This window comes from Kordiimonas sp. UBA4487 (assembly GCF_002389025.1).
Taxonomy (GTDB): domain Bacteria; phylum Pseudomonadota; class Alphaproteobacteria; order Sphingomonadales; family Kordiimonadaceae; genus Kordiimonas; species Kordiimonas lacus.
In genome coordinates this window covers 160114-182076 of record NZ_DGNR01000004.1, presented here as the reverse complement: position 1 = coordinate 182076, position 21963 = coordinate 160114, and the positions used below count along the sequence as shown (strand labels likewise).

Annotated in this window: 16 protein-coding genes; 15 read left to right on the top strand and 1 reads right to left on the bottom strand. The window is 57.6% G+C overall.

Annotated features, from left to right (window positions below):
* Positions 1-22 precede the first annotated feature (22 nt).
* From B3Z17_RS04505 to B3Z17_RS04435, 15 genes are all read left to right on the top strand, one after another.
* Entirely contained in the window at positions 23-2326 is a 2304-nt protein-coding gene (locus B3Z17_RS04505) for a calcium-binding protein (protein WP_286828724.1), read from the top strand.
* 272 nt (positions 2327-2598) lie between these two features.
* Positions 2599-7089: a beta strand repeat-containing protein gene (locus tag B3Z17_RS04500; RefSeq protein WP_286828723.1), complete on the top strand. Its 4491-nt coding sequence runs from the start codon at positions 2599-2601 to the stop codon at positions 7087-7089.
* A gap of 136 nt (positions 7090-7225) precedes the next feature.
* A complete protein-coding gene (locus B3Z17_RS04495) occupies positions 7226-7975 on the top strand; it encodes a 4'-phosphopantetheinyl transferase family protein (protein ID WP_286828722.1) in 750 nt (249 codons plus the stop codon).
* A gap of 193 nt (positions 7976-8168) precedes the next feature.
* On the top strand, positions 8169-8996 hold the full coding sequence (locus tag B3Z17_RS04490; protein ID WP_286828721.1) for a flagellin: 828 nt from the start codon (positions 8169-8171) through the stop codon (positions 8994-8996).
* A 98-nt stretch (positions 8997-9094) separates the two neighbouring features.
* A complete protein-coding gene (locus B3Z17_RS04485) occupies positions 9095-9913 on the top strand; it encodes a flagellin (RefSeq protein WP_286828720.1) in 819 nt (272 codons plus the stop codon).
* 93 nt (positions 9914-10006) lie between these two features.
* Positions 10007-10849 (top strand): 3-deoxy-8-phosphooctulonate synthase, encoded by an 843-nt coding sequence (gene kdsA / locus B3Z17_RS04480; RefSeq protein WP_286828719.1) that lies wholly within the window; start codon positions 10007-10009, stop codon positions 10847-10849.
* A 6-nt stretch (positions 10850-10855) separates the two neighbouring features.
* On the top strand, positions 10856-11362 hold the full coding sequence (locus tag B3Z17_RS04475) for a KdsC family phosphatase (protein WP_286828718.1): 507 nt from the start codon (positions 10856-10858) through the stop codon (positions 11360-11362).
* A 3-nt stretch (positions 11363-11365) separates the two neighbouring features.
* A complete protein-coding gene (kdsB, locus tag B3Z17_RS04470; RefSeq protein WP_068303746.1) occupies positions 11366-12118 on the top strand; it encodes a 3-deoxy-manno-octulosonate cytidylyltransferase in 753 nt (250 codons plus the stop codon).
* Positions 12115-14208: a capsular polysaccharide biosynthesis protein gene (locus B3Z17_RS04465; protein WP_286828717.1), complete on the top strand. Its 2094-nt coding sequence runs from the start codon at positions 12115-12117 to the stop codon at positions 14206-14208. Before kdsB ends, B3Z17_RS04465 begins: the two co-directional genes overlap by 4 nt.
* Before the next feature lie 201 nt (positions 14209-14409).
* A complete protein-coding gene (gene cysD, locus B3Z17_RS04460) occupies positions 14410-15315 on the top strand; it encodes a sulfate adenylyltransferase subunit CysD (protein WP_068303740.1) in 906 nt (301 codons plus the stop codon).
* Positions 15315-17237 (top strand): sulfate adenylyltransferase subunit CysN, encoded by a 1923-nt coding sequence (cysN, locus tag B3Z17_RS04455; protein WP_068303737.1) that lies wholly within the window; start codon positions 15315-15317, stop codon positions 17235-17237. Before cysD ends, cysN begins: the two co-directional genes overlap by 1 nt.
* A gap of 119 nt (positions 17238-17356) precedes the next feature.
* Positions 17357-17740, top strand: a complete 384-nt coding sequence (locus B3Z17_RS04450) for a DUF805 domain-containing protein (RefSeq protein WP_286828716.1) — start codon at positions 17357-17359, stop codon at positions 17738-17740.
* A 64-nt stretch (positions 17741-17804) separates the two neighbouring features.
* A complete protein-coding gene (locus B3Z17_RS04445) occupies positions 17805-18818 on the top strand; it encodes a DUF805 domain-containing protein (protein WP_286828715.1) in 1014 nt (337 codons plus the stop codon).
* 2 nt (positions 18819-18820) lie between these two features.
* Positions 18821-19447, top strand: coding sequence for a hypothetical protein (locus B3Z17_RS04440; protein ID WP_286828714.1), 627 nt, complete (start codon positions 18821-18823; stop codon positions 19445-19447).
* A gap of 64 nt (positions 19448-19511) precedes the next feature.
* Positions 19512-20411: an alpha/beta hydrolase gene (locus B3Z17_RS04435; RefSeq protein WP_286828713.1), complete on the top strand. Its 900-nt coding sequence runs from the start codon at positions 19512-19514 to the stop codon at positions 20409-20411.
* On the opposite strand, the gene B3Z17_RS04430 is transcribed toward B3Z17_RS04435, so the two are convergent.
* The gene (locus tag B3Z17_RS04430) at positions 20383-21951 is read right to left on the bottom strand and encodes an LTA synthase family protein (protein WP_286828712.1); all 1569 of its coding nucleotides are present in this window, start codon (positions 21949-21951) and stop codon (positions 20383-20385) included. The genes B3Z17_RS04435 and B3Z17_RS04430 overlap by 29 nt on opposite strands.
* Positions 21952-21963: the final 12 nt, after the last annotated feature.

The window sequence follows — 21963 nt, the reverse complement described above, 5'->3', positions numbered from 1 at the left end:
GCTTCCGGGTAATGAGGAACATATGGTATATACAAAGCAACTTCTGGCCAGGCACGATGGCTTCGCATTCACTGAAGCTGACGCAGAAGCAGATGGCTTTCCGCTGGGCGATTTTACGGTAAATAGCGGGACCAGCGGCAGTCATTTCGGTGCCAAGGTAACAGCTCTCGCAGATGGTGGTATGGCCGTTGTCTGGATATCCTATGACCCGGATATTGATGATGACAACGGCGGGATTGCCCTTCGTATCTTTGGTGCAGACGGCCAGCCGGTTGGGGATGATATTGCGGTCAATACCATCAAGGAAGGATTGCAGCGCGAGGCCAAGGTTTTGCAATTGCAAGATGGCTCGCTCGTCGTGGTGTGGAAATCGCCTTCCGATGAAACAGAAGGCGATATCTATGCCCAGCGGTTTTCCCTGGAAGGCGAGCGTCTTGGTGAGGAGTTTGTGGTTCATGACGACCTGCAAGGTCAACAGGTTCAGCCCGTACTGGTGGCGCTGGATGATGGGGGCTTCATGGTCCTGTGGGCGGATGACCTTGCTGATGGATCAGGCCGGGGTATTGCTGGGCGCACATTCGATGAAAACGGTGGGGCGACATCTGAAATTTTCCTGGTGAACCAGCACACCGATAACAGTCAGGCAGTTCCGGCCGCCACCAAGCTCGAAGATGGTTCTATCGCTGTAGTGTGGCAATCACTGGATCCTGCGGTGAATAGAGATGAATGGGGCATTGCCTTGCGGCTGATTGACCAGCAGGGCAATCCCGTCACAGGAGAGAGCCGGGTAAATGACATTACTGAGACATTGCAGGTTGTGCCAACGGTGGCTCCTCTGGCCGATGGCGGATTTGTCGTTGTCTGGGAAAGCCGTGTTGCTGATGGCGTAGGGAACTTTGGGTATGCAGACCATGATGTGAAAGCCCGCGTTTTCGACGCCAGTGGCGATGCTGTTTCTGACGAAATCGCGGTCGCGCAAAATACCGAGAATTCCCAGGCTCGTACTTCGGTTGTTGGCCTGGAGGATGGCGGGTTTGTTGTTGTCTGGCGAAGTTTCGACCAAGAAGTGGACGGCGACGGCGCGGCGATCGCTGCCCGGCAGTTCAGTGCATCCGGTGACCCCGTTGACGGCGAGTTCCGGGTCAATGTGGCGGGTGAAAGTGATCAACGGTATCCGAATTCGGCCATCCTGGCTGATGGAAGCATAGCTGTTGCCTGGCAGAACCTCCGAGGCTCCAATGGCATTGAGATATCCGCCCGCATTCTGGTGCCTGACCAAAACGGTGAATATGCCTATATCGATCGGTTAATCGCAGGAACAGAAGCCGATGATACGCTCTCCGGTTCGGACAATGCCGAAAGGCTTTTGGGCGAAACAGGCGATGACGTGCTGAGTGGTGGCAACGGCGACGATACGGTTGAGGGCGGTGACGGCAATGACCGGCTTGATGGAGGACTGGGAAATGACCTTCTGAAGGCGGGCGACCATGATGATACCCTGCGCGGTGCCGATGGGGCTGACACGCTTCTGGGTGGTGGGGGCAATGACCAGCTTTGGGCCGGCGCCGGCGACACCGGCGATGACGTGATGAACGGCGGCGAAGGCAAAGACATCATCGGTGGCGGAGCTGGGAACGACAAACTGGTCGGGGGTACCGGGGCAGACATAGTCTTCGGCGGCAGCGGTGACGATACACTGATCGGGGGCGCATCCAAAAACAGCACCGAGACTGCGGCGAACCAGCTTTGGTCGGGGGGCGGCAATGACCTGATCTATGGCGGCGGTGGCCGGGATGCCCTTGGTGGTGGTGATAACAATGATGAAATCCATGGCGGTGGCGGCAATGACGTTATCTATGCCGGTAAAACCGGGGCCGACAGTCTTTATGGCGATGGCGGTAACGATATCATCTTTGGCGGCTCGGAAGATGATCTCATTGAAGGTGGCGATGGCGCTGATGAGCTTTATGGTGGCGCCGGTGATGATGTGGTCGCGGGCGACGCTGGCAGTGACACGCTTTATGGCGGCGGCGGCAACGACACACTCACAGGCGGCGCGGGCGATGACACGCTTCGGCCGGGTGACGGATTGGATATGCTGGTCTTTGCGGCTGGCGATGGCGCAGACCAGGTTGACGGCTTCACCATGGGTGATGACACGCTCGACCTGTCTGCCACTACGACAGACTTTACCGATCTGGCCAGCGTGCAGGCAGCTGCGACGGACACCGAAGGTGGTGTATTGATCGACCTGGGTGGCGGCGACAGTGTGCTGTTGAGGGGCCTGACGGTCGCTGACCTCGCAGACACGGATTTCATTTTCTAGGGGGCGCTTGGGAGGTGTTTGTTCATTTGCCCTTAATGTTGGCCGCTTAGGCTGATGCCCAAATAGGGGGGCTGATGCTTGCGCGGCGTCATCTTGATGATGACAGCCCGATCTTTTGGGGGCATAGTGAATGCAAGGGAGATGGGGGCGAGTAAGTCCCCGTTTCTGTGGAAAAAATTTAAAAATGAACCTTTCGTTAGGTTTGACGAATGATTCGCGGGCTGGTAGCTTGCGGGTAATTATATGATTTGGTCAGTTTATGGGGCTACACGATGGCAAATTTTCCAGGTACCGCTGGCAACGATAGCTTAGTTGGTAACGCAGCTGAAGATGACTCGATTACGGGTCTCGCAGGCGACGACACACTTATCGGTGATACGGGTAACGATACCATTGAAGGTGGCGCGGGCATCGACAAGATCGACGGCGATGGCGGCGACGATATCATCGACGGTGGCGACGGCGACGATATCATCATCGGCGCGGCAGGCGCAGACGTGATCGACGGCGGCGCTGACGACGACGAAATCTACGGCTGTGACGATAATGACAGCATCCTTGGCGGTGCCGGTGCCGATACGGTCTTTGGTGGCGCGGGTGACGACACGGTTCACGGTAACGCTGGCGCAGACAAGATTGATGGCGGTGCAGGCGCGGACAAGCTCTATGGCTGTGATGACGCCGACATTATCGTGGGCGCGGGCGGTGCGGACATCATCCAAGGCGGTGCTGGTGCCGACCAGTTATATGGCTGCGACGACAACGACAGCATTCTGGGCGGTGACGCCGGTGATACTATCGCGGGCGGCGCGGGCGTTGATACCCTTCATGGTAACGACGGTGCCGACCATATTGATGGCGATGCCGGCAACGACATCATCTTCGGCTGCAACGACAACGACCAGATTACCGGCGGTGACGGCGACGACAGAATCACAGGCGGTTCCGGGAATGATAATCTCTCCGGTAACAGCGGCGTCGATACCATCAATGGCGGTGACGGCATTGATAAAATCTTTGGTGGTAGTGACGCTGACATCCTGAACGGTGATGCCGGTGACGACCAAATCGACGGCGACGACGGAAATGATGTTATTGATGGCGGCAACGACGATGACGAAATCGACGGCGGTGCAGGCGATGACGATATCACCGGCGGCCTTGGCAACGACACCATGGTGGGTGGTGCCGGCAATGATGTGGTTCGCATCTCCGGCTCTATTGATTCCACCACGGACATCGTAAACACCTCCAAAGGTGATTTCCTGATCAGGGTTGAGGGCAACGACATCATTACGGGTGTCGAGACGGTCATTTTCGACAACGCCACCCTGACGGAGACTGCAAGCGACATTGGCACGACGGTAACGGCATCAACCACATCCGGTGTGGATGTTGACCTGACGCTGGCAGGCGATGTGATCGCATGGGACCCGGATGCTTCCAATCCGCTGGCGAAATCCTATAGCGACAACGACTGGAACATCACAGAAGTTGACGGCACGGCTATTTCGGCCAATGGCGATTCTGTTGACATCGCAACTGGTACGCTGACTGCAGTTGATACCGACGGCGACGGTGTTCGTGAGACGCTGGTGTTTACGGGTAATGTCGACGAGTCCAATGCGTCAGATGATATCAACGATGCTGCGATTACCGTGGTCATGACCAATGTGGATACGGCCAACACCGTTACCCTGACACTGGACCTGACCCTGTTGGCGGATGATGGCTTTGTGGCTGACCCCGGCGGCGATACGCTGGTGGGCGGCGATGACGGTGAAACATTCACAGGCAGTGACAGTGCCGACAGTATTATTGGCAACAACGGTGACGACACGGTCACCGCAAACGGCGGTAATGACACAATCAGTGGCGGGCGCGGCGAAGACGAGATCGACGGCGGCGACGGCGATGACAGCATTCTGGGCGACGACGGCGACGATGTGATCGACGGCGGCGACGGGGCTGACAACATTGAGGGTGGCGCCAACGATGATGAACTGTCCGGTGGCAACGGTGCCGACGATATCCTGGGCGATGCCGGCGCAGATACGATTTCGGGCGGTAACGACGACGATGTGATTGACGGTGGTGCTGGCAACGACAAGATCACCGGCGGCCTTGGCAACGATAGCATCATCGGTGGTGCCGACACCGATACTGTCATCATCAATGGCGACATCGACGATGCCGCTGACATTGGTGTGAATGGTGGTAACCAGTTGGTCATCACAACGGCAGACGGCACCGATACCGTGAGCGGCGTTGAATCCATTCGGTTCAACAATGTCACGCTGTCGTCTTCAGCCGATGAGAATATCGGCCTTGACTTCGAATTGTCAGCGGCCTCTGGCGACAGCTCAGCCGATACCGGTATTGCCCAATTTGTGCTGTTGTGGGATGCCTCCCAGGTCGGTGTGGGTGATCCACTGACCGCAGCCTATGCTGACGGTGATTGGAGAATTACCCGTGTGAACAGTTCCAGCGTATCGGACGGTTCGAACGTGAACCTCAGCTACGGTACACTCTCTGTTTCCGACAGCGGTAGCGGCGTGGCAGACACCCTGACTTTCACAGGCAGCACTGACATGAGCGATGCCAACGAAGCAGAAGACCAGACACAAACCGTGACGGTGCGCCTGACCAACGTGGCAACCAACGAGAACATCACGGTCAATCTCGATCTGACGCTATTGGCCGACACTGACTTCACCGGCAACGCCAGTGCGAATACGCTGACTGGTGATGAAGACGATGAAACCTTCGAGGGTCTTGGCGGCAACGATAAGATTTATGGCAACTGTGGTGACGACAGCATTCTGGGCGGCGATGGTGACGACCAGCTGTTTGGCGGCAACCACGATGACACGCTCGAAGGTGGTAACGGCAAAGACAAGCTGTACGGCGGTTGCGGGGATGACCTGCTGATCGGTGATTCAGTATTCGATACCAATGCAGATACGCTTGATGGCGGCGAAGGTAACGATAGGCTGCAAGGCGGTAAAGGTAACGACAAGCTCGATGGCGGTGCCGGCAACGACAGCATCAATGGCGGCGGCGGCACAGACGTTGTTACCTTCGATGGTGCGATCGATGAGGCAAGCGACATCACCACTGCGGCGGGCGACTATGTCGTCAGCGTGGACGGCGTCGATACCATCAGCGGCGTTGAAACACTGCAGTTCGACAACGCGACACTTAGCGCCAGTGCGTGTCAGGATCTGTTGGCTGATCTGGATCTGTTTGCAGAGGCAGGTGATTCCAACACAGATACCTTCGCAGACCATGTTCTGCGCTGGGATCCGAATGCAGCGAACCCGCTGTCAGACTATAGCGACAATGACTGGGATATCATTTCAGTAGACGGCACAGTGGTGAATCCTGGCACACAGGTCGAAACCGATTATGGTCGCCTGACCTTCACGGACGCTGTGGGCGGCGATAGTATCGTCGATACGGTATCCTTCAGGGCCGACAGTTCACTGGCCAATGAAGCAGCTAACCTTGACGAGACTGTGACCCTTGTGCTGGCCAGTGCGTCGAACGCAGATGACACCATTGAGCTTGACGTGAACCTGCGTGTGATCTCCGATGTGGATTTCTCCGCGGATAGCGATGGCGGTCTGCTGGAAGGTGGCGCTGGCGATGACGTCATGGCTGGTGGCAACTTGTTCGATAACATCAAGGGTAACGGCGGTAACGACACCATCTCGGCAGGTGGCGGCGGTGATTACATCACTGGCGGTGACGGCGATGATGTGATCTCTGGCGGTGCTGGCAATGACTCTGTCTTTGCTGGCGGTGACGGCGACGATAGTGTTCGCGGTGACGACGGCAACGACATCATCGGTGGTGGCTCCAATGACGACCTGATAATCGGGGGTGGTGCAGATGCCGATCCGTTCGGTGGTGCCGATACCTCATCCGGTGACGGTCGCGACATTCTGTTCGGTGGTACTGGAAACGATACGCTGGTAGGCGGAGCGTGGGACGACCGTGGCGGCGATGACGACAGCGTCGTGGATGTTGGCGAAGTGAGCAACAACAGTACCGACCAACGCAATGATATCTGGGCCGGTGACGGCAACGATAAGATTTACGGCGCAGGCGGCAAGGACGCACTTGGTGGCGGTACGGGCTGTGACGACATTCAGGGCCTGGGCGGCGATGACACCATCTATGGCGGTAAAGGCAGCAGCAACGCTGACGACACAATCGACGGTGGCGACGGCGATGACGTTATCTTCTCCGGCACAGGCGACGATATTATCGTTGGCGGTAACGGCAGCGATGTGATGTTCGGCGGCGACGGTGCTGACACCGTTCAGGGCGGGGCATCTGCCGATACGCTCTATGGCGGTGCTGGCGATGACACTATTTCCGGTGGCGCGGGTGCCGACAGCATCCGTGGCGGCGATGGTGACGATACCATTGAAGGTGGTGCCGGGGATGATACGCTCTTCGGGAGCGGCGGCGCTGACCGGTTCGTCTTTACCGACCAGACCAACGCATTGGATGTGATCAAGGACTTTGATCTGACGTCTGACGTCATTGATCTTACCGGCATTCTGGCTGCATCTGATACCAGGGTCGGTGATGGCGATGGTGACTTTGAAACTCTTGCCGAACTTAAGGGCGAGGCTGACGAAAGCACGTTGAACGGCGAGGCAGGCGTGTTGATCTCGCTTGGCGGGTCCTATTCTCTCTTTATCGTGGGTGTCACGCTCGCAGACCTAACAACAGACCACTTCGATCTATAACGGATCAGGTGGTCGTAGAGTTCAGCCCCTCGGCCATGGCCGGGGGGCTTTTGTTTTGTTCAGTTTTGGAATTGCAGTGGACCAGGCTTTGCGCTTAGATGGCGCTGGGTGCAACCGGGGAATGGCGCCGCCGCTTATGGCAGGACAGACTGAAAATAGTTTTGAGACCGTCAGGCTGATGGTGCGGGAGGCAGACCCGTCCCTTGCAGGGCAGGATATCCTGTCTGCGAACGAACATGAGCGCCTTGCGGGTATGCATGAAGGCGCGCGCCCGGCATTTGTGACAGCCCGCCGCATGCTGCGCACGGCCCTTGGGTCTTATATGGGATTGCTGCCAGGTGCCGTACCTCTTATGCAGGAGGGGGCAGGACGCATTTCCATTGATGGCTTTGCCGAAGACGAACCACCTTATTTTTCAGTATCACACACCGGGGCAGCCGAGGAAGGCATCGCTGCGGTTATGGTGTCCGAAACCTGCCCAGTGGGCATTGATATCCAGCAACTGGACCCAAGCGTAGACTGGCGCCGCGTGGCAGAGCGCCGCTTCCCGGAAGAAGACTGGATGCTCTTGTCTGCCATGTCGGATGAAATTGGGCGGTTGATGTTTTTCACGCTTTGGTCGATCCGCGAGGCCTTCGTTAAAATGGAAGATGGCAAGCTGATGCCCTACCTCAGAAACTTGAAAATCGACCTGACAGCGCGCCCGCCAAAGCTTGCGACGCCAACACCAAAAGGGCTAGCTGAAGCCTTCATCTATTTCGATTTCAACCCGGAGCATAATCTGATGATTGCTGCTGTGGCTGAAAAGCCGATCCAGGTTGAGCTTGATCTGTCCATCAAGCACATTAGTCGCCGCCCTGACCCTTTAAGGAATCGCGCTGACTGAACCAGTGGCCACATTCCCTGTATTGGGCCATATACTTGGCGCAAACGCAGGCATGTGCTATCATACGCGTGGGTGACCGGATAAATTTCAGAAGAAATCACAGGCGCATCGCTTGAAGGGCGTGCCGTGCCGGAACGGTTTAAGACGTCAAAACGACGCCGACTGTGTCTGAAAACATGGTGGAGAAGGCAAAATGGCTTTTTCCGTAAATACGAACGCGGGTGCCTTTCTCGCGCTTCAAAGTCTTAATCAAACGAACAGTCAACTGGAAACGACTCAGCGGCGCATCAACACCGGCCTTAAGGTGGAAAGCGCCAAGGATAGTGCTGCGACATATGCCATCGCGCAAAACCTGCGTGGGGATATTGCCGGCCTGAACGCCGTCAAGGGGTCGCTGGACCGGGCCATTTCCACACTTGATGTTGCAATTGCGGCCGGTGAAGCTGTCTCTGACTTGCTGACAGAACTGAAGGAAAAGGCGGTGTCCGCCAAGGATACCGGCATAGACAGCGCCAGCCGCGATGCGCTCAATGACGAGTTTGTCGAACTTCGGGATCAGATCACCAGCATCGTGGAAAACGCTGAATTCAATGGCGCCAACGCCGTGGATGGCAGCGGCACAGATATTGTGGCCATCACCAACGACAGCGGTACAAACACCATTACCATTGGGGCCCAGGACCTGACGCTGGGCGGGGCCAATGTGACGCTTTCGGCGACGCAGGAAATCTCAAGCGCGGCGCTGGCGTCAACGGCGGTGACAACAATTTCCGCATCGGCGTCCAACGTTACGTCTGCTCTGTCTGCCTTTGGGGCGGGCTCCACAAGGCTGGAGATACAGCGCGAATTTGTCGGCAAACTCTCTGACACCATTGAAGTGGGAATCGGGAATCTGGTGGATGCAGACCTTGCGAAAGAGTCAGCCACCTTGCAGGCACTGCAAGTAAAACAGCAGCTTGGCTTGCAGGCCCTGTCCATCGCCAATAATTCGCCGAGTGCCGTGCTGACACTTTTCCAGTGACCAAAGACGGCCCGGTCATGATATAATGCAACCGGGCTTTGAGATTGAAGACGCTGGCATGGGGATGCCGGCATAGTTAAACCAGAAGGGTGCGTTACATGGTTTTCACCGTGGATCCAAATGCAGGTGCTTTCGCAGTTCTGCAGAACAAGAAACAACCTGGCCGTGATCTGGCCGAAGAGCAGGCCAAATCCAAACAGTCTGATGATCGCCGGGCTGATGATGGCGCTGTTTCGGTTGCGGACCATCTGAAGGGCGATGCGACCGGGCTTGAAAGTGTTCGCGCGTCTCTCGGGCATGCGGCGTCGGCCCTTGAAGTGGCGTCGATTGCAGCAGGCAAGGTGGCTGATCTGCTGTCGCAGCTCCAGGAAAAGGCTGAGCGCGGGCTTGATCCTGATCTTGATAAAAGTGCGCGTGCCGCTCTCAATGAAGCCTTCGCCACAGAACGCGACCTGATCAATGACGTAATCCGCGACGCTGACTTTGAAGGCGTCAATGCGGTCAAGCGGGGTGGCCAGGCGATTACAGCGCTCACGAGCGCCAACGGCCGTCGGGCAGTAGAGATTCCGCCACAAGATTTGGCGCTTGGTGGGGAAAAAGTGACGCTGAAGCCAGATCAGGGGCTGGAAACAGTAACTGCCGCCGCGGATGCCCTAGAAGCCATTGTGGCCTCTCGCGCCAACGTGTCGAAGGCTCAGGCGGTATTTGAGGGCGGCGGCGAAAGCATCAGCGCCCAGCAAAGCTTCATCACCAAACTTTCCGATACCATCGATGCCGGTGTCGGCAACCTGGTAGAGCCCAGCCTGGAGAAGGAGACAGCCAACCTTCAGGCGCTGCAGGTGAAGCAGGCACTGGGTGTCCAGACGCTTCCTATTGCCAACCAGCGGCCGCAGGCGATCCTGTCACTGCTCAAATAAAAGGTCTTTTCGGTCGCGGGTGTCACTGCAGTCTTGCGCTTTCGTGCCGCCCGCGCTAGCCATGGCACTATAAGACAATTATCGGGGGAAGCTATGGCTCGATCTATCTCACTCGGGCGGGATATAACGGTCGCCAATGACGCGCCATTCGTTCTGTTTGGCGGCATGAATGTTCTTGAAAGCAGGGATCTGGCATTTGAAGTGGCAGAAGCCTTTGTGAAAGTCACGAAAAAGCTTGGCATTCCTTATGTTTTCAAGGCCTCCTTCGACAAGGCGAACCGCTCCAGTGTGCATTCTTTCCGGGGGCCGGGCCTTGACGACGGCTTGCAGCTTCTGGCGGATATCAAATCCAAATTTGACGTACCGGTGATCACTGATGTGCATGAGCCTCACCAGGCCGCGCCGGCCGCCGACGTGGCGGACGTGATCCAGCTGCCGGCTTTTCTCGCGCGCCAGACCGATCTGGTAACTGCCATGGCCGAAACCGGGGCGGTGATCAATGTGAAAAAGCCGCAGTTTCTGGCGCCCGAGGAAATGCGTCACATCATCAAGAAATTCAAGGAAAGCGGCAACGACAAGGTCATGCTGTGTGAACGGGGCAGCTGCTTTGGCTATAATAACCTGATCGTGGATATGCTGGGCATGGATGTGATGAAGGATTATGCGCCTGTGGTGTTTGATGCCACCCACGCGCTGCAGCGCCCTGGTGGCCGTACAGACAGCGCAGGCGGCCGGCGTGCCCAGGCAGCAGCGCTGGCGCGGGCGGGCATGGCCCTCGGGATCGCGGGCCTGTTTATCGAAGCGCACCCGAACCCGGACGAAGCGCTATGCGATGGACCCTGCGCTCTGCCGCTCGATAAACTGGAGCCCTATCTGGCGCAGATGAAGGCCGTTGATGATTTGGCGAAAAGCTTTCCTGCACTGGTAACGGAGTAGACGGCAATGGATATCCGGCTTTTGGTTTTGGATGTGGACGGCGTGCTGACAGACGGCACCATCTTCTATTCCGCCGAGGGCGAGGAACTGAAAGCCTTCAATGTGCAAGACGGCCTTGGCATCAAGCTTCTGATGCGCTCGGGCTTCGATGTGGCCGTGATTTCAGGGCGAGGCAGTGCGCCGCTTGAACGACGTCTCGATGACCTGGGCATTTTTCATCGCCGCTTCAAATGCAAGGACAAGGTGGCTGCCCTAAAGGATATCTGCGACGAGGTCGGATGCAATTTCAGTCAGGTTGCCTTCATGGGCGATGACCTGATCGACCTGAAGGTGATGCGGTCTGTGCGCTTTGCCGTGGCCCCGCCAAACGCAGTCCCGGAAGTGCTTGAGGCCGCGCACCATGTGACCGACCGCCGTGGCGGCTATGGTGCCGTGCGCGAGCTGTGCGACTATCTGGCAGCGCTGAACGGTATTCGTTTCGCTGATTATTATGTCATGCCCGAGGAGGACTAGGGCATGACCTTCAAGATAGTGATCCCTGCGCGCTATGCCTCAAGCCGCCTGCCAGGCAAGCCGCTTGCTGACATTTGCGGCAAGCCGATGATTCAGCATGTGTGGGAGCGCTGTGGCACGTGCGGCGCAGATGACGTGGTGGTGGCCACCGATGACGCGCGGGTGTTTGATGTGGCGCGCGGTTTTGGCGCGCAGGCTGTGATGACGGCGCTGGATCATGCGTCAGGCACGGACCGGATCGCAGAAGTGGTGGATATCCTGGGCTGCCATGACGATGAGATCATCGTGAATGTCCAGGGCGATGAGCCGATGATGCCCCCCGCGCTGGTTCGCGCCGTAGCGGACCTCCTGGCAGGCAGCCCTGACGCGGCGCTGGCGACCGCCAGTCACGCCATTGCCAGTATGGATGACCTTGTGAACCCCAATGTGGTGAAGGTGGTGACAGACAAGGCAGGCAGTGCCTGTTATTTTTCCCGCAGTGCCATTCCCCATGAACGCGGTGCCGAGCGGCCTGATCTACAGCGCTTCGCCTACCAGCGCCATATCGGCATTTATGCCTACCGGGCAGGGACTCTCAGGCAGCTGACACTTTTGCCGCCCGCGCCGCTTGAAGAGCTTGAAGCGCTGGAGCAGCTGCGGGCCCTTTATCACGGCATGAAAATCGTGGTGGCCGAAGTGGCCGATGCACCGCCTGCGGGTGTGGACACGGAAAAAGACCTGGCCGCTGTGCGCGCCATGATGGGGATTGGCGGATGACCGAGGACACCACAGACAAGGTTCAGGCGCCACGTGCCCTTACGTCGTCCAGCGGCATCGCCGGTGACGCGTTGATGGCTGCGCTGTTGGGGCGCGAGGTCAGAAAGGGCCTGTCGGGCGCGCGCGACGGTGATGTGGTCGTGGGCTGGGGCCAGAAGGAAAATACCGAGAAGGCAAGGGCCTATGCCAAGCGCCGTAATCTCGAATATTGGCGTCTTGAAGACGGATTCCTGGGCTATCTCAGCCACCCGTCATCGGATGGGCGACGCCTGTCGCTGGTGGTGGACAAAAGCGGCATCTATTATGACGCGCACACCCCAAGCGACCTTGAAGGCCTGTTGAACCGGGATGACTGGATTACCGATGATCTGCTGGCGCGGTCGCGTGACGCCATGGCACGTATCCGGCGCTGGCGGCTGTCGAAATATAACCATGCACCCTTTGATATCTCGCCTGACCTCCGGGAAAAGCTGAATGCTTTCAAGGGGCCCAAGGTTCTGGTTGTAGACCAGACGTTCGCTGACCAATCCATCCAGTACGGCATGGCCAATGACGGCATGTTCATGGAAATGATGCAGACCGCGCTTGAGGAAAATCCCACGTCGCTGGTGTTGGTGAAGGTGCACCCAGACGTGCTGGCAGGCACCAAGAAGGGCCATTTCGACCTGGAGCGCACGCATGAACGCGTGATGTTCATTGCCGACGATGTGGCTCCCCAGGCCCTGATGGAGCGGGTGGACCACGTGTATGTGGTAACCAGCCAGATGGGACTTGAGGGCCTGATCGCGGGCAAGAAGGTCACCTGCTTCGGCCTGCCGTTTTACGCGGGCTGGGGGCTGACGCACGACCGACAACTGTGTGAGGCGCGTATCGCCAACCGCAGCCTTGAGGAACTGTTCGCTGCCGCTTTCATCGTCTATAGCCGCTATGTGGACCCCTATACGGGTGAATCGTGCGAGCTTGAACGCATTCTGGATATCCTGACGGCCGAACGCCAGATGACACGGCCACGAGGCAAGCGCGCGCTGGCGGTGGGCTTTTCCTTGTGGAAGCGCGGCTTTATTCCGGAATTCGTTGGTCTTGGCGAAAAAAATACTGTCTTTGTCAAGCCGCAGGCGCTGGACGGATATGACTATCAGGACGGCGATATTGTCGTCCTGTGGGGCCGTAAGCACGACAAGGAAGCCGAAGCTGTGCCGGGGCATATCCCGGTGTGGCGCATGGAAGACGGGTTCCTCAGGTCTGTGGGGCTGGGCAGTGACCTCCGCCGCCCGTCATCGCTGGTGCTGGACCGGTCGGGCATTTATTATGATGGCCGTGGCCCAAGTGACCTTGAGACTTTCCTGAAGAAACATGAATTTGACCGGCATGACCTGGCGCGGGGCAAGGCGCTTCGGAAAGCGGTGTTGGGCGCGCGGGTGTCCAAATATAATGTGGGCACGTCGGGCTCCCTTGATTTTCGCGCCAAGGCGGGCGGCAAGCCGGTGATCCTGGTGCCCGGGCAGGTGGAAGCAGATGCCTCGATCAAGCTTGGATCGCCCGAAATAAAGACCAACGCAGAGCTGCTGGAAGCTGTGCATCAGTCGAACAGCGACGCCTATATCATCTATAAGCCGCACCCGGATGTGGTGTCGGGCAACCGTGAAGGCGCTGTGCCGAAGGATGTGCTTGACCGCTGTACCAGTGAAGTGGTGGTGGATGCGGACATCATTGATTGCCTGGAGGCCGTTGACTGCGTGCATACCATGACAAGCCTGACCGGTTTTGAGGCGATCCTTCGCGGCATCAAGGTAACGACCTACGGCATGCCCTTCTATGCCGGATGGGGGCTGACAACCGATCAGTTGGGCGCCCGTCTCGGTGAACGTCGGGGGCGTGACCTGCCGCTTGACGGGCTTGTATACGCCCTTCTGTGTGTTTATGCGCGCTATGTCCAGTGGCCGGGCGGTAAAAGCTATGGTCCGGAAGCGTTGGTGGCGGATATCGCGGCGATGGAGCGCGGCAGCAGCGTGATTTCGGGTGGCCCGGTGGCATCGGTTTCGAAGCTGGCGCGCAAGGCCATGTATATCGCGGAAGCGCTTCTTAGATAATCGACGCACATTGGCGGGGTCAGGCAAGGCCTTCGGAAAAGTTTTCTGGTTATATTTTGGAAAATATTTCCAAAATAGGCCCGCTAGCCCCTTAAAAAAGAAAAATTCGTTTTCTTTGGTGCTTGTGCTTGCGCTACACCCGCACCATCTTTAAAAGCCTTGAAGTTTAAGGGCTCAAAGCAATCTGTTGGTGGATTTTTGATGACAAAAACACTTACCCATCTGAAACGACTGGAAGCCGAGAGCATCCACATCATGCGCGAAGTCGCCGCCGAGGCGGAAAACCCGGTGATGCTTTACTCTGTCGGCAAGGACAGTGCAGTCATGCTGCATCTGGCGATGAAGGCGTTCCATCCTTCCAAGCCACCGTTTCCGGTCATGCATGTGGATACCACCTGGAAGTTCCGCGAGATGATCGAATTTCGCGATAATCTGACCAAAGACCTGGGCCTCGACCTGATCGTTCATATCAATGAAGACGGCGTCAAAGAGGGCATCGGCCCCTTCACCCACGGCAGCCAGGTTCATACCGACGTTATGAAAACCCAGGCGCTGAAGGCGGCGCTGGATAAATACGGCTTCGACGCAGCCTTTGGTGGCGCGCGCCGGGATGAGGAAAAGTCCCGTGCGAAGGAACGCGTATTCTCCTTCCGCTCTGCCCAGCACCGGTGGGACCCGAAGAACCAACGCCCTGAGCTGTGGAGCATCTATAACGCCCGCAAGAACAAGGGCGAGAGCATCCGCGTGTTCCCGCTCAGCAACTGGACCGAGCTTGATATCTGGCAATATATCCACCTGGAGGGTATCCCGATCCCGGGGCTGTATCTGTCGAAGAAACGCCCGGTCGTGGAACGCGACGGCCAGCTGTTTATGGTGGACGACGAGCGTTTCCCGCTCAAGGACGGCGAAGAGCCAATGATGAAATCAGTGCGCTTCCGCACACTGGGCTGCTACCCGCTGACCGGCGCCGTGGAATCGACGGCCGACACGCTTGAAGAAGTGATCCAGGAAATGCTGCTGACCACAAGTTCAGAGCGTCAGGGCCGTGTGATCGACCACGATAGCGCAGCCTCCATGGAGAAGAAAAAGCAAGAGGGATATTTCTAATGTCGCACCAGTCTGACCTCATTGCTGAAGATATCTCGGCCTACCTGAAGGCCCAGGAAGAAAAATCCATGCTGCGCTTCATCACTTGCGGCAGCGTGGACGACGGTAAATCGACGCTGATCGGGCGCCTGCTGTACGATAGCAAGCTGATCTTTGAAGACCAGTTGAACGCGCTTGAGGCCGACAGCAAGAAGATGGGCACGCAAGGGCAGGAGATTGACTTTGCCCTGCTCGTTGACGGCCTGGCGGCTGAGCGCGAGCAAGGCATCACCATTGATGTGGCCTACCGCTTTTTCTCAACCGACAAGCGCAAGTTCATTGTGGCCGACACGCCGGGGCACGAGCAATATACCCGCAACATGGCCACTGGTGCGTCCACTGCCGATGTCGCGATCCTGCTGATCGATGCGCGCAAAGGTGTTCTGACACAAACCCGCCGTCACAGCTTCATCTGCTCGCTTCTGGGCATCAAGCGCATCGTGCTGGCGGTCAACAAGATGGATCTGGTGGACTATAGCCAGAAGGTCCTCAATGACATTGAAGTCGAGTACCGCGAGTTCGCCAAGGACTTCGGTTTTAGCGAGATCGTCTCGATCCCGCTGAGCGCTCTCAAGGGCGACAATATTCTCGCAAAATCCGAGAACACCCCCTGGTATGACGGCCCGTCGCTGTTGCATTATCTGGAAACCGTTCAAGTGGGTGATGCCCGCCAGGCAGCGGACTTCCGCCTGCCGGTTCAGTGGGTTAACCGCCCGAACCTGGACTTTCGCGGTTTCTCGGGCACCATCGCTAGCGGCACCATCCGCCCGGGCGATCCGATCAAGGTTCTGCCAAGCGCGGTTGAAAGCACGGTCAAGTCCATCGTAACTTATGACGGGGACCTTGACGAAGCCGTTGCGGGCGAAGCGGTTACGCTGACGCTTAATGACGAGATTGACATCAGTCGCGGCGATGTGATTGCAGGCAAGGACCACCCCTGTGAAGTGGCCGACCAGTTCGAAGCCAAGATCATCTGGATGGCGGAAGAGCACATGCTGCCCGGTCGCCCGTACCTGTTCAAGACGGCGAACAAGACAGTCCCCGGCCTGGTGACGGACCTGAAGCACAAGGTGAATGTGAACACCATGGAGCATACGGCCGCCAAGCAGCTTGAGCTGAATGAGATCGGCATCTGTAACATTGCGCTCGATAGCCGTATCGCGTTCGACCCATACTCGAATAACCGTGAAACCGGTGCCTTCATTATCATCGACCGCATCACCAATTCGACTGTCGGTGTGGGCATGATCGATTTCGCGCTTCGCCGTGCGTCGAACATCCACTGGCAGGCTTTGGACGTGGATAAGATCGCGCGCGCCGACATGAAACACCAGCGCCCCGCGGTGCTGTGGTTCACCGGCCTGTCGGGTTCCGGCAAGTCCACCATTGCGAATATCGTTGAGAAACGCCTGTTCGCGCGTGGCCGCCATACATACACGCTGGACGGCGACAACGTACGCCACGGCCTCAATCAGGATCTGGGCTTCACCGATGCCGACCGGGTGGAGAACATTCGCCGTGTGGGCGAGGTGGCCAAGCTGATGGTCGACGCAGGCCTTGTGGTGATGACCAGCTTCATCTCCCCGTTCCGGGCAGAGCGCCGCATGGTGCATGACCTGATGGACGAGGGTGAATTCATTGAAGTCTATGTGGATACGCCGATTGAGGTATGCGCCGAGCGTGACCCCAAGGGCCTCTACAAGAAAGCCAAGGCGGGCGAGATCAAGAACTTCACGGGCTACGATAGCCCTTATGAAGCCCCTGAGCGCGCCGACATCCATGTCAACACAGACAAGATGAGCGCCGAAGAGTGCGCCGATGTGATCATCGCGTACCTCGAAGAAAACGGCTACCTCAATGCCAACGGTAACGGCCAGCGCTAACCACCGTTTCATAGATAATCAGAGAGAAGGCCGGGCATGTCCCGGCCTTTTTGTTATTGACGTAAGTCATACACGGTCGCTACCGTCGAATTCCAATCTCAACTTGGGGGAGAAAACTTATGGGTTTTGGTAGTGCTGTCGCAACGGCATTCAAGAAATACGCGACTTTTTCCGGGCGTGCTTCGCGGTCGGAATACTGGTGGTTTTTCCTGTTCTATATTCTGGCCTTTATGGCGGCCAGCTTCATCGACGTGGCTATGGGGAATGTGGAAAGCGGTATCATGGGCTGGATCGTCCTGTTGATCCTGTTCCTGCCGACAATTGCCATTTCTGTGCGCCGGCTGCATGACATCAATATGTCGGGCTGGTGGTATCTGGTTTTCCTGGTACCCATTGTGGGCATCTTCTTCATGGTCTTCTGGTTCACCAAGAAGGGCGACGAAGGCGACAACCGTTTCGGCAGTGACCCATTAGGCACGGACGTAGGCGAAGTCTTTTCTTAAGACAGCTTGAAAAAGTCGGAGGAAAAGGCTGGGATGTTCCCGGCCTTTTTTATGGGGAGATGACGTGAATATTCTGCAGGCCAACAAGGCAGTGTTCAGGCGGGCGCTGGATTTCACCGGACGGTCCAGCCGATCGGAATATTGGTGGAGCCAGCTGACCGCCGTGCTTCTGGCGTATCTGGTGCTGTTGCCGCTTATGAAGGTGGGGCCGCCCTGGGCGGTCAAAATCGCCATGGTGGTGGTCGCCGTTTATGCGCTGCCGCTGCTGGCTGTGTCCTTCCGCCGCCTGCAGGATACCTCGATCTCCGGCATGTGGATGATGGCCTTCGTTGCCGCCGGGATCATCGGTGGGCTGATACAGGCCTTTGTCTGGCTGCTGTTTCTGGGGCTGATGTGCGTGGCGTCAACCGATGGCAGGAACGAATACGGGCCGTCACCGCTGGAGCCAGACGGGCCCGCAGGCGAGCCAGAAGATGATGCCGCCCCGGCGCCCGAAGGCATGACCGAAGCGGCGGTTCCGGCGTCTGCTATGGTACCTGAGGTCGAAGACCGGCCAGAGCCAGCCCCGCAGCCACAGCCACATCCACAGCCACAACTACAACCGAAGGCACCGCGTCGCACCATTGGCTATACGCTCAGCCATGTCTTCGATTTCACCGGCCGGGCCCCGCGCCATGAATTCATCGGATTTCTCATGGTGGCCCTGTGGGGCTATCTGGCGCTGGTGGCGGTGGTGTATAACCAGCCCTCGCGGCTTGGTGTGCTACTGCTTTATGCCTATCACTATCTGTTCATCTTTGCGTCGCTGGGCCTGCAGGTGCGCCGCCTGCATGACATGAACCTCTCGGGCCTGTGGCTGCTGCCATCCTTCCTGCCGGCGGTGCTTATGCTGGTGCCGTTTCTGGGCCAGTGGCTGGACCCGGATTTCTGGGCCAGCGCGCTTTCGCTTCTGTATTTCGGCTGTTTCGCCGCGCTTGCCGGCACCGAAGGCCGCAACAGCTTCGGGGCTGATCCGTTGACTTCTGACACGACGGCAGACATCGCGGTTGAAATGCAGACAACCACAGCAGAGGATTAATCGTGCGCTTGATTGGCAAGATTGGTTTTTACGTGGCGGTGGCAATAGCCATGTATCTCACTGCCCTCTGGGGATGGGGGATTTGGCTCTATGTTCTCGCAATTCCTGTTGGGTTAATAGCATTTTTGGTCGGCATCCTGTTACTTATTGTTGCGGTTGGCGGCACTAAGCACTTCTTTTCAAAACGCAAGACTCATCCCTTCATTCGGCAGCCTCAAAACGAAATGGAAGCCGCTATGCTTCTGCAAAAGATACTCAATACTGCGGAAGATCCAGCTTATTCCGATTGGCCGGTTTTTGAGCCGAACCACCTAGCGTGGGCAAGGTTCATCTGGGATCAGGGTGTTGACTGCTCTGGTCAAGAATTGAAAGCACTCATCCAAGAGGTCGCTGACGTTGAAGCGCGATATGCCTATGAAAATGAAGACTATGATTATGAAACCGGGGCAGCATATTCCAGTGATGAAATTAGAACCGAGTTATACCGTCTGGTCTCCACTTGGTTTGAAAGAGCATCAAAAGTAGGTCATTGCCCAAGTGGGCAGTTCGATTATCTGAGGCAGGATGAAAAGATACTGCCCTCGCCAGCAAGCCGGATAATGAACCGAATCCTTCAGCGACAACCGTAGTCTTAACCTTGCTTTCACCCTTTTCGCGCCATAGTGTCGTGGACACAGCCTGTGGGGAGGATACATGGCCAGTTTGAAGTCGCGTTTGTTCGTGTTGATTTTGAAGCTATTGGACCGGAAGGGGGACCTGAAGGACGGCCCGACCATCCGTGAGACCATCAAGAAGCGGCGCGCCAGCGTTGACTATCGCCCCGGCCCCAAAATCCACCAGAAGCTTGATGTCGAAGAGATGGAGATCGGCGGCTTTCCCACCTATGTGGTAAGCCCGAAGGGCAAGAAACCCGATCATCATGTCTTCTACCTGCATGGCGGCGCCTATGTGTTCGAGATCATTCCGCCGCATTGGTCTTTCATCGCCGACTTCGCCCATCGGGCAAACGCGACCATCATGGTGCCCATCTACCCGCTGGCGCCCGAGCATGACATGGAGGCAGCCCTTGGCTATGCCGAGGCCGCCTGGAAGGTGTTCGAAGCTCGCGCGGGCGACCAGCCTGTTCATCTGATGGGCGACAGCGCCGGTGGCGGGCTTGGCCTTGCGTTGGTGCAAAAACTGGTGGCCGATGGTGCCCGTGTGCCCGAAAACCTGTTCCTGATTTCACCCTGGCTGGATGTGGCGTTGGACCGCGCTGAGATTGAGCTTCTGGACGCGGATGACCCCTGGCTGTCGATTGGTGGGCTGCAGGAAGCGGGGCGCATGTATGCGAACAAAGTGCCCATTTCAGACCCGCGTGTGAGCCCCGGGCTTGGCCCCATAGAGGGCCTACCGCCCTGTCATATCTTTATCGGCACGCGGGACATATTGATGCCCGACTGCAAACGATTTGCCGACCGGCTGACGGAAGCCGGCCAGGCCATGAGCTACCATCAGGAGCCCGGCATGTTCCATTGCTGGCCGCTGGTGAATATGCCCGAAGCGCAGCGCGCGCGGGCGGCGATCATTCGCCTGATGAAGGGGCTTCCCTGAAGCCTGCGGCTTTGAGCATGTCATCGCCCAGGTTTTCCACCCGCTTGCCGTCTTCGCCTTTGAGTGGGGCCTCGCTTGACCAGAGCAGATAATCAACCGCCTTGCCGTCTATGCCGTTTGCGCTGAACAGCTCGTGGAAAGCGGGCAGGTGGTCGCCGTAGAAGGCCATGGCGCGCGGGCGGTCGAGCGTGTCTTTTGCCGCAGGCCCAAGCCGGTCAAACAATTCGAGCAGATGGTCCATATGCTGGCGGTAGAGCGCGAAGGAACGATCCTTTGTTGGGTCCGCTGCTTGCGCTTCTGCCTCATCGATCCAGCCCTCCAGCCGTCCGGGCTGCCATGGCCCGTGGCTTTCGATCGAGATGACAAACACAAACAGCGGCTGGTCGGATTTGGCTTTATGGTCCGCAATCGTCTGCTCGATCACGTCGCCAAGCGCCTTGTCGCTGACATAGAGGCCGAAACGCTCGGCGTCCTCAAAGGCCTCAAGGCCGATGAAGTCATCGAAACCCAGTTTGGGGATCACCGTGTTGCGGCGGAAGAATTCTTTCTTGGCCGGGTGGATGCACAGCGTGCGGTAGCCCTGAGCCTTCAGCCGGGTGGCCAGCGTTTCCAGGCCCGAGTGGGCCGCGCGCTGGTAGGGGTTGATGCAGTCAATGCCCAGGTCTTCATTCCGGGTACCAGACAGGAATGCAAATTCGCTTTGCATGGTTGAGGCACCCCAGGCCGGGACCTCCAGCGTGCCAGCTGCCACGCCCTTGTCCCGCAGCGTCGCAAGCGGCTGCCAGACATGGTTATGGTGGCCATCAAGCTTGCGGTAGAGCCGGTCGATATCAAAATAGCTTTCCGCCTGGATCGCGATCAGGTCGGGCTTCACCTCGGGCGCCTTCAGGGCAGGGCGCTGCTGCTGCAGGGCTGGGTTCTCGGCCTTGTCCATCAACAGAACGGCATAAAGCGGCATCAGCGGGAACAGGCCGAAGCGAGCTGTGTCCGTGTTGGTATCAAATTGCATGCCCAGCTTGCGGGCGCTGTCTTGCGTCAGGAAGCTTGCTGTGGCATGGGCCAGGAACCACAGGAACAAGATCCACACCATGAGCCCCAACACCCACGCCACAGGCGCGGGCAGCAGGCTTTGCTGGCTGGCGAAGGATGTTTCAAACACAAGCCCTGCGGCCAGGCCGATCAGGAAGGTGGCAACCACCAGCATCAGCCGCCCGCCACCCACATAGGCGACATAGAATTCCGGATAGATGAACAGGTGGCGCACGGTCTCCAGGTCCGGGGCATTGAGGGGTTCCCCCAGCACTTTGTTTTTCACATTCGAGACAATGGTAAAGCCGCCATAGACCAGGAACCAGAAGCCGAGGGCGATATAAGGATGGCCCAGAAGCGCCGCCCAGCTGAGATAGACCAGCACGGAAACCACAGGTGTCAGCACATAAAACAGCCAGTGGCGCCGGACGGTTGGCCGCGTGAATCCAATGGTTACCATCGCTTCCAGAAGGAAGGGCAGAAGCACGAGGACTGCGGGTATCAGGAACATATCCAAAGGCGC

Coding starts and splice junctions, on each gene's coding strand:
- B3Z17_RS04505 (WP_286828724.1), top strand. CDS start 23: ATGGTATATACAAAGCAACTTCTGGCCAGGCACGATGGCTTCGCATTC.
- B3Z17_RS04500 (WP_286828723.1), top strand. CDS start 2,599: ATGGCAAATTTTCCAGGTACCGCTGGCAACGATAGCTTAGTTGGTAAC.
- B3Z17_RS04495 (WP_286828722.1), top strand. CDS start 7,226: ATGGCAGGACAGACTGAAAATAGTTTTGAGACCGTCAGGCTGATGGTG.
- B3Z17_RS04490 (WP_286828721.1), top strand. CDS start 8,169: ATGGCTTTTTCCGTAAATACGAACGCGGGTGCCTTTCTCGCGCTTCAA.
- B3Z17_RS04485 (WP_286828720.1), top strand. CDS start 9,095: ATGGTTTTCACCGTGGATCCAAATGCAGGTGCTTTCGCAGTTCTGCAG.
- kdsA (WP_286828719.1), top strand. CDS start 10,007: ATGGCTCGATCTATCTCACTCGGGCGGGATATAACGGTCGCCAATGAC.
- B3Z17_RS04475 (WP_286828718.1), top strand. CDS start 10,856: ATGGATATCCGGCTTTTGGTTTTGGATGTGGACGGCGTGCTGACAGAC.
- kdsB (WP_068303746.1), top strand. CDS start 11,366: ATGACCTTCAAGATAGTGATCCCTGCGCGCTATGCCTCAAGCCGCCTG.
- B3Z17_RS04465 (WP_286828717.1), top strand. CDS start 12,115: ATGACCGAGGACACCACAGACAAGGTTCAGGCGCCACGTGCCCTTACG.
- cysD (WP_068303740.1), top strand. CDS start 14,410: ATGACAAAAACACTTACCCATCTGAAACGACTGGAAGCCGAGAGCATC.
- cysN (WP_068303737.1), top strand. CDS start 15,315: ATGTCGCACCAGTCTGACCTCATTGCTGAAGATATCTCGGCCTACCTG.
- B3Z17_RS04450 (WP_286828716.1), top strand. CDS start 17,357: ATGGGTTTTGGTAGTGCTGTCGCAACGGCATTCAAGAAATACGCGACT.
- B3Z17_RS04435 (WP_286828713.1), top strand. CDS start 19,512: ATGGCCAGTTTGAAGTCGCGTTTGTTCGTGTTGATTTTGAAGCTATTG.
- B3Z17_RS04430 (WP_286828712.1), bottom strand. CDS start 21,951: ATGTTCCTGATACCCGCAGTCCTCGTGCTTCTGCCCTTCCTTCTGGAA.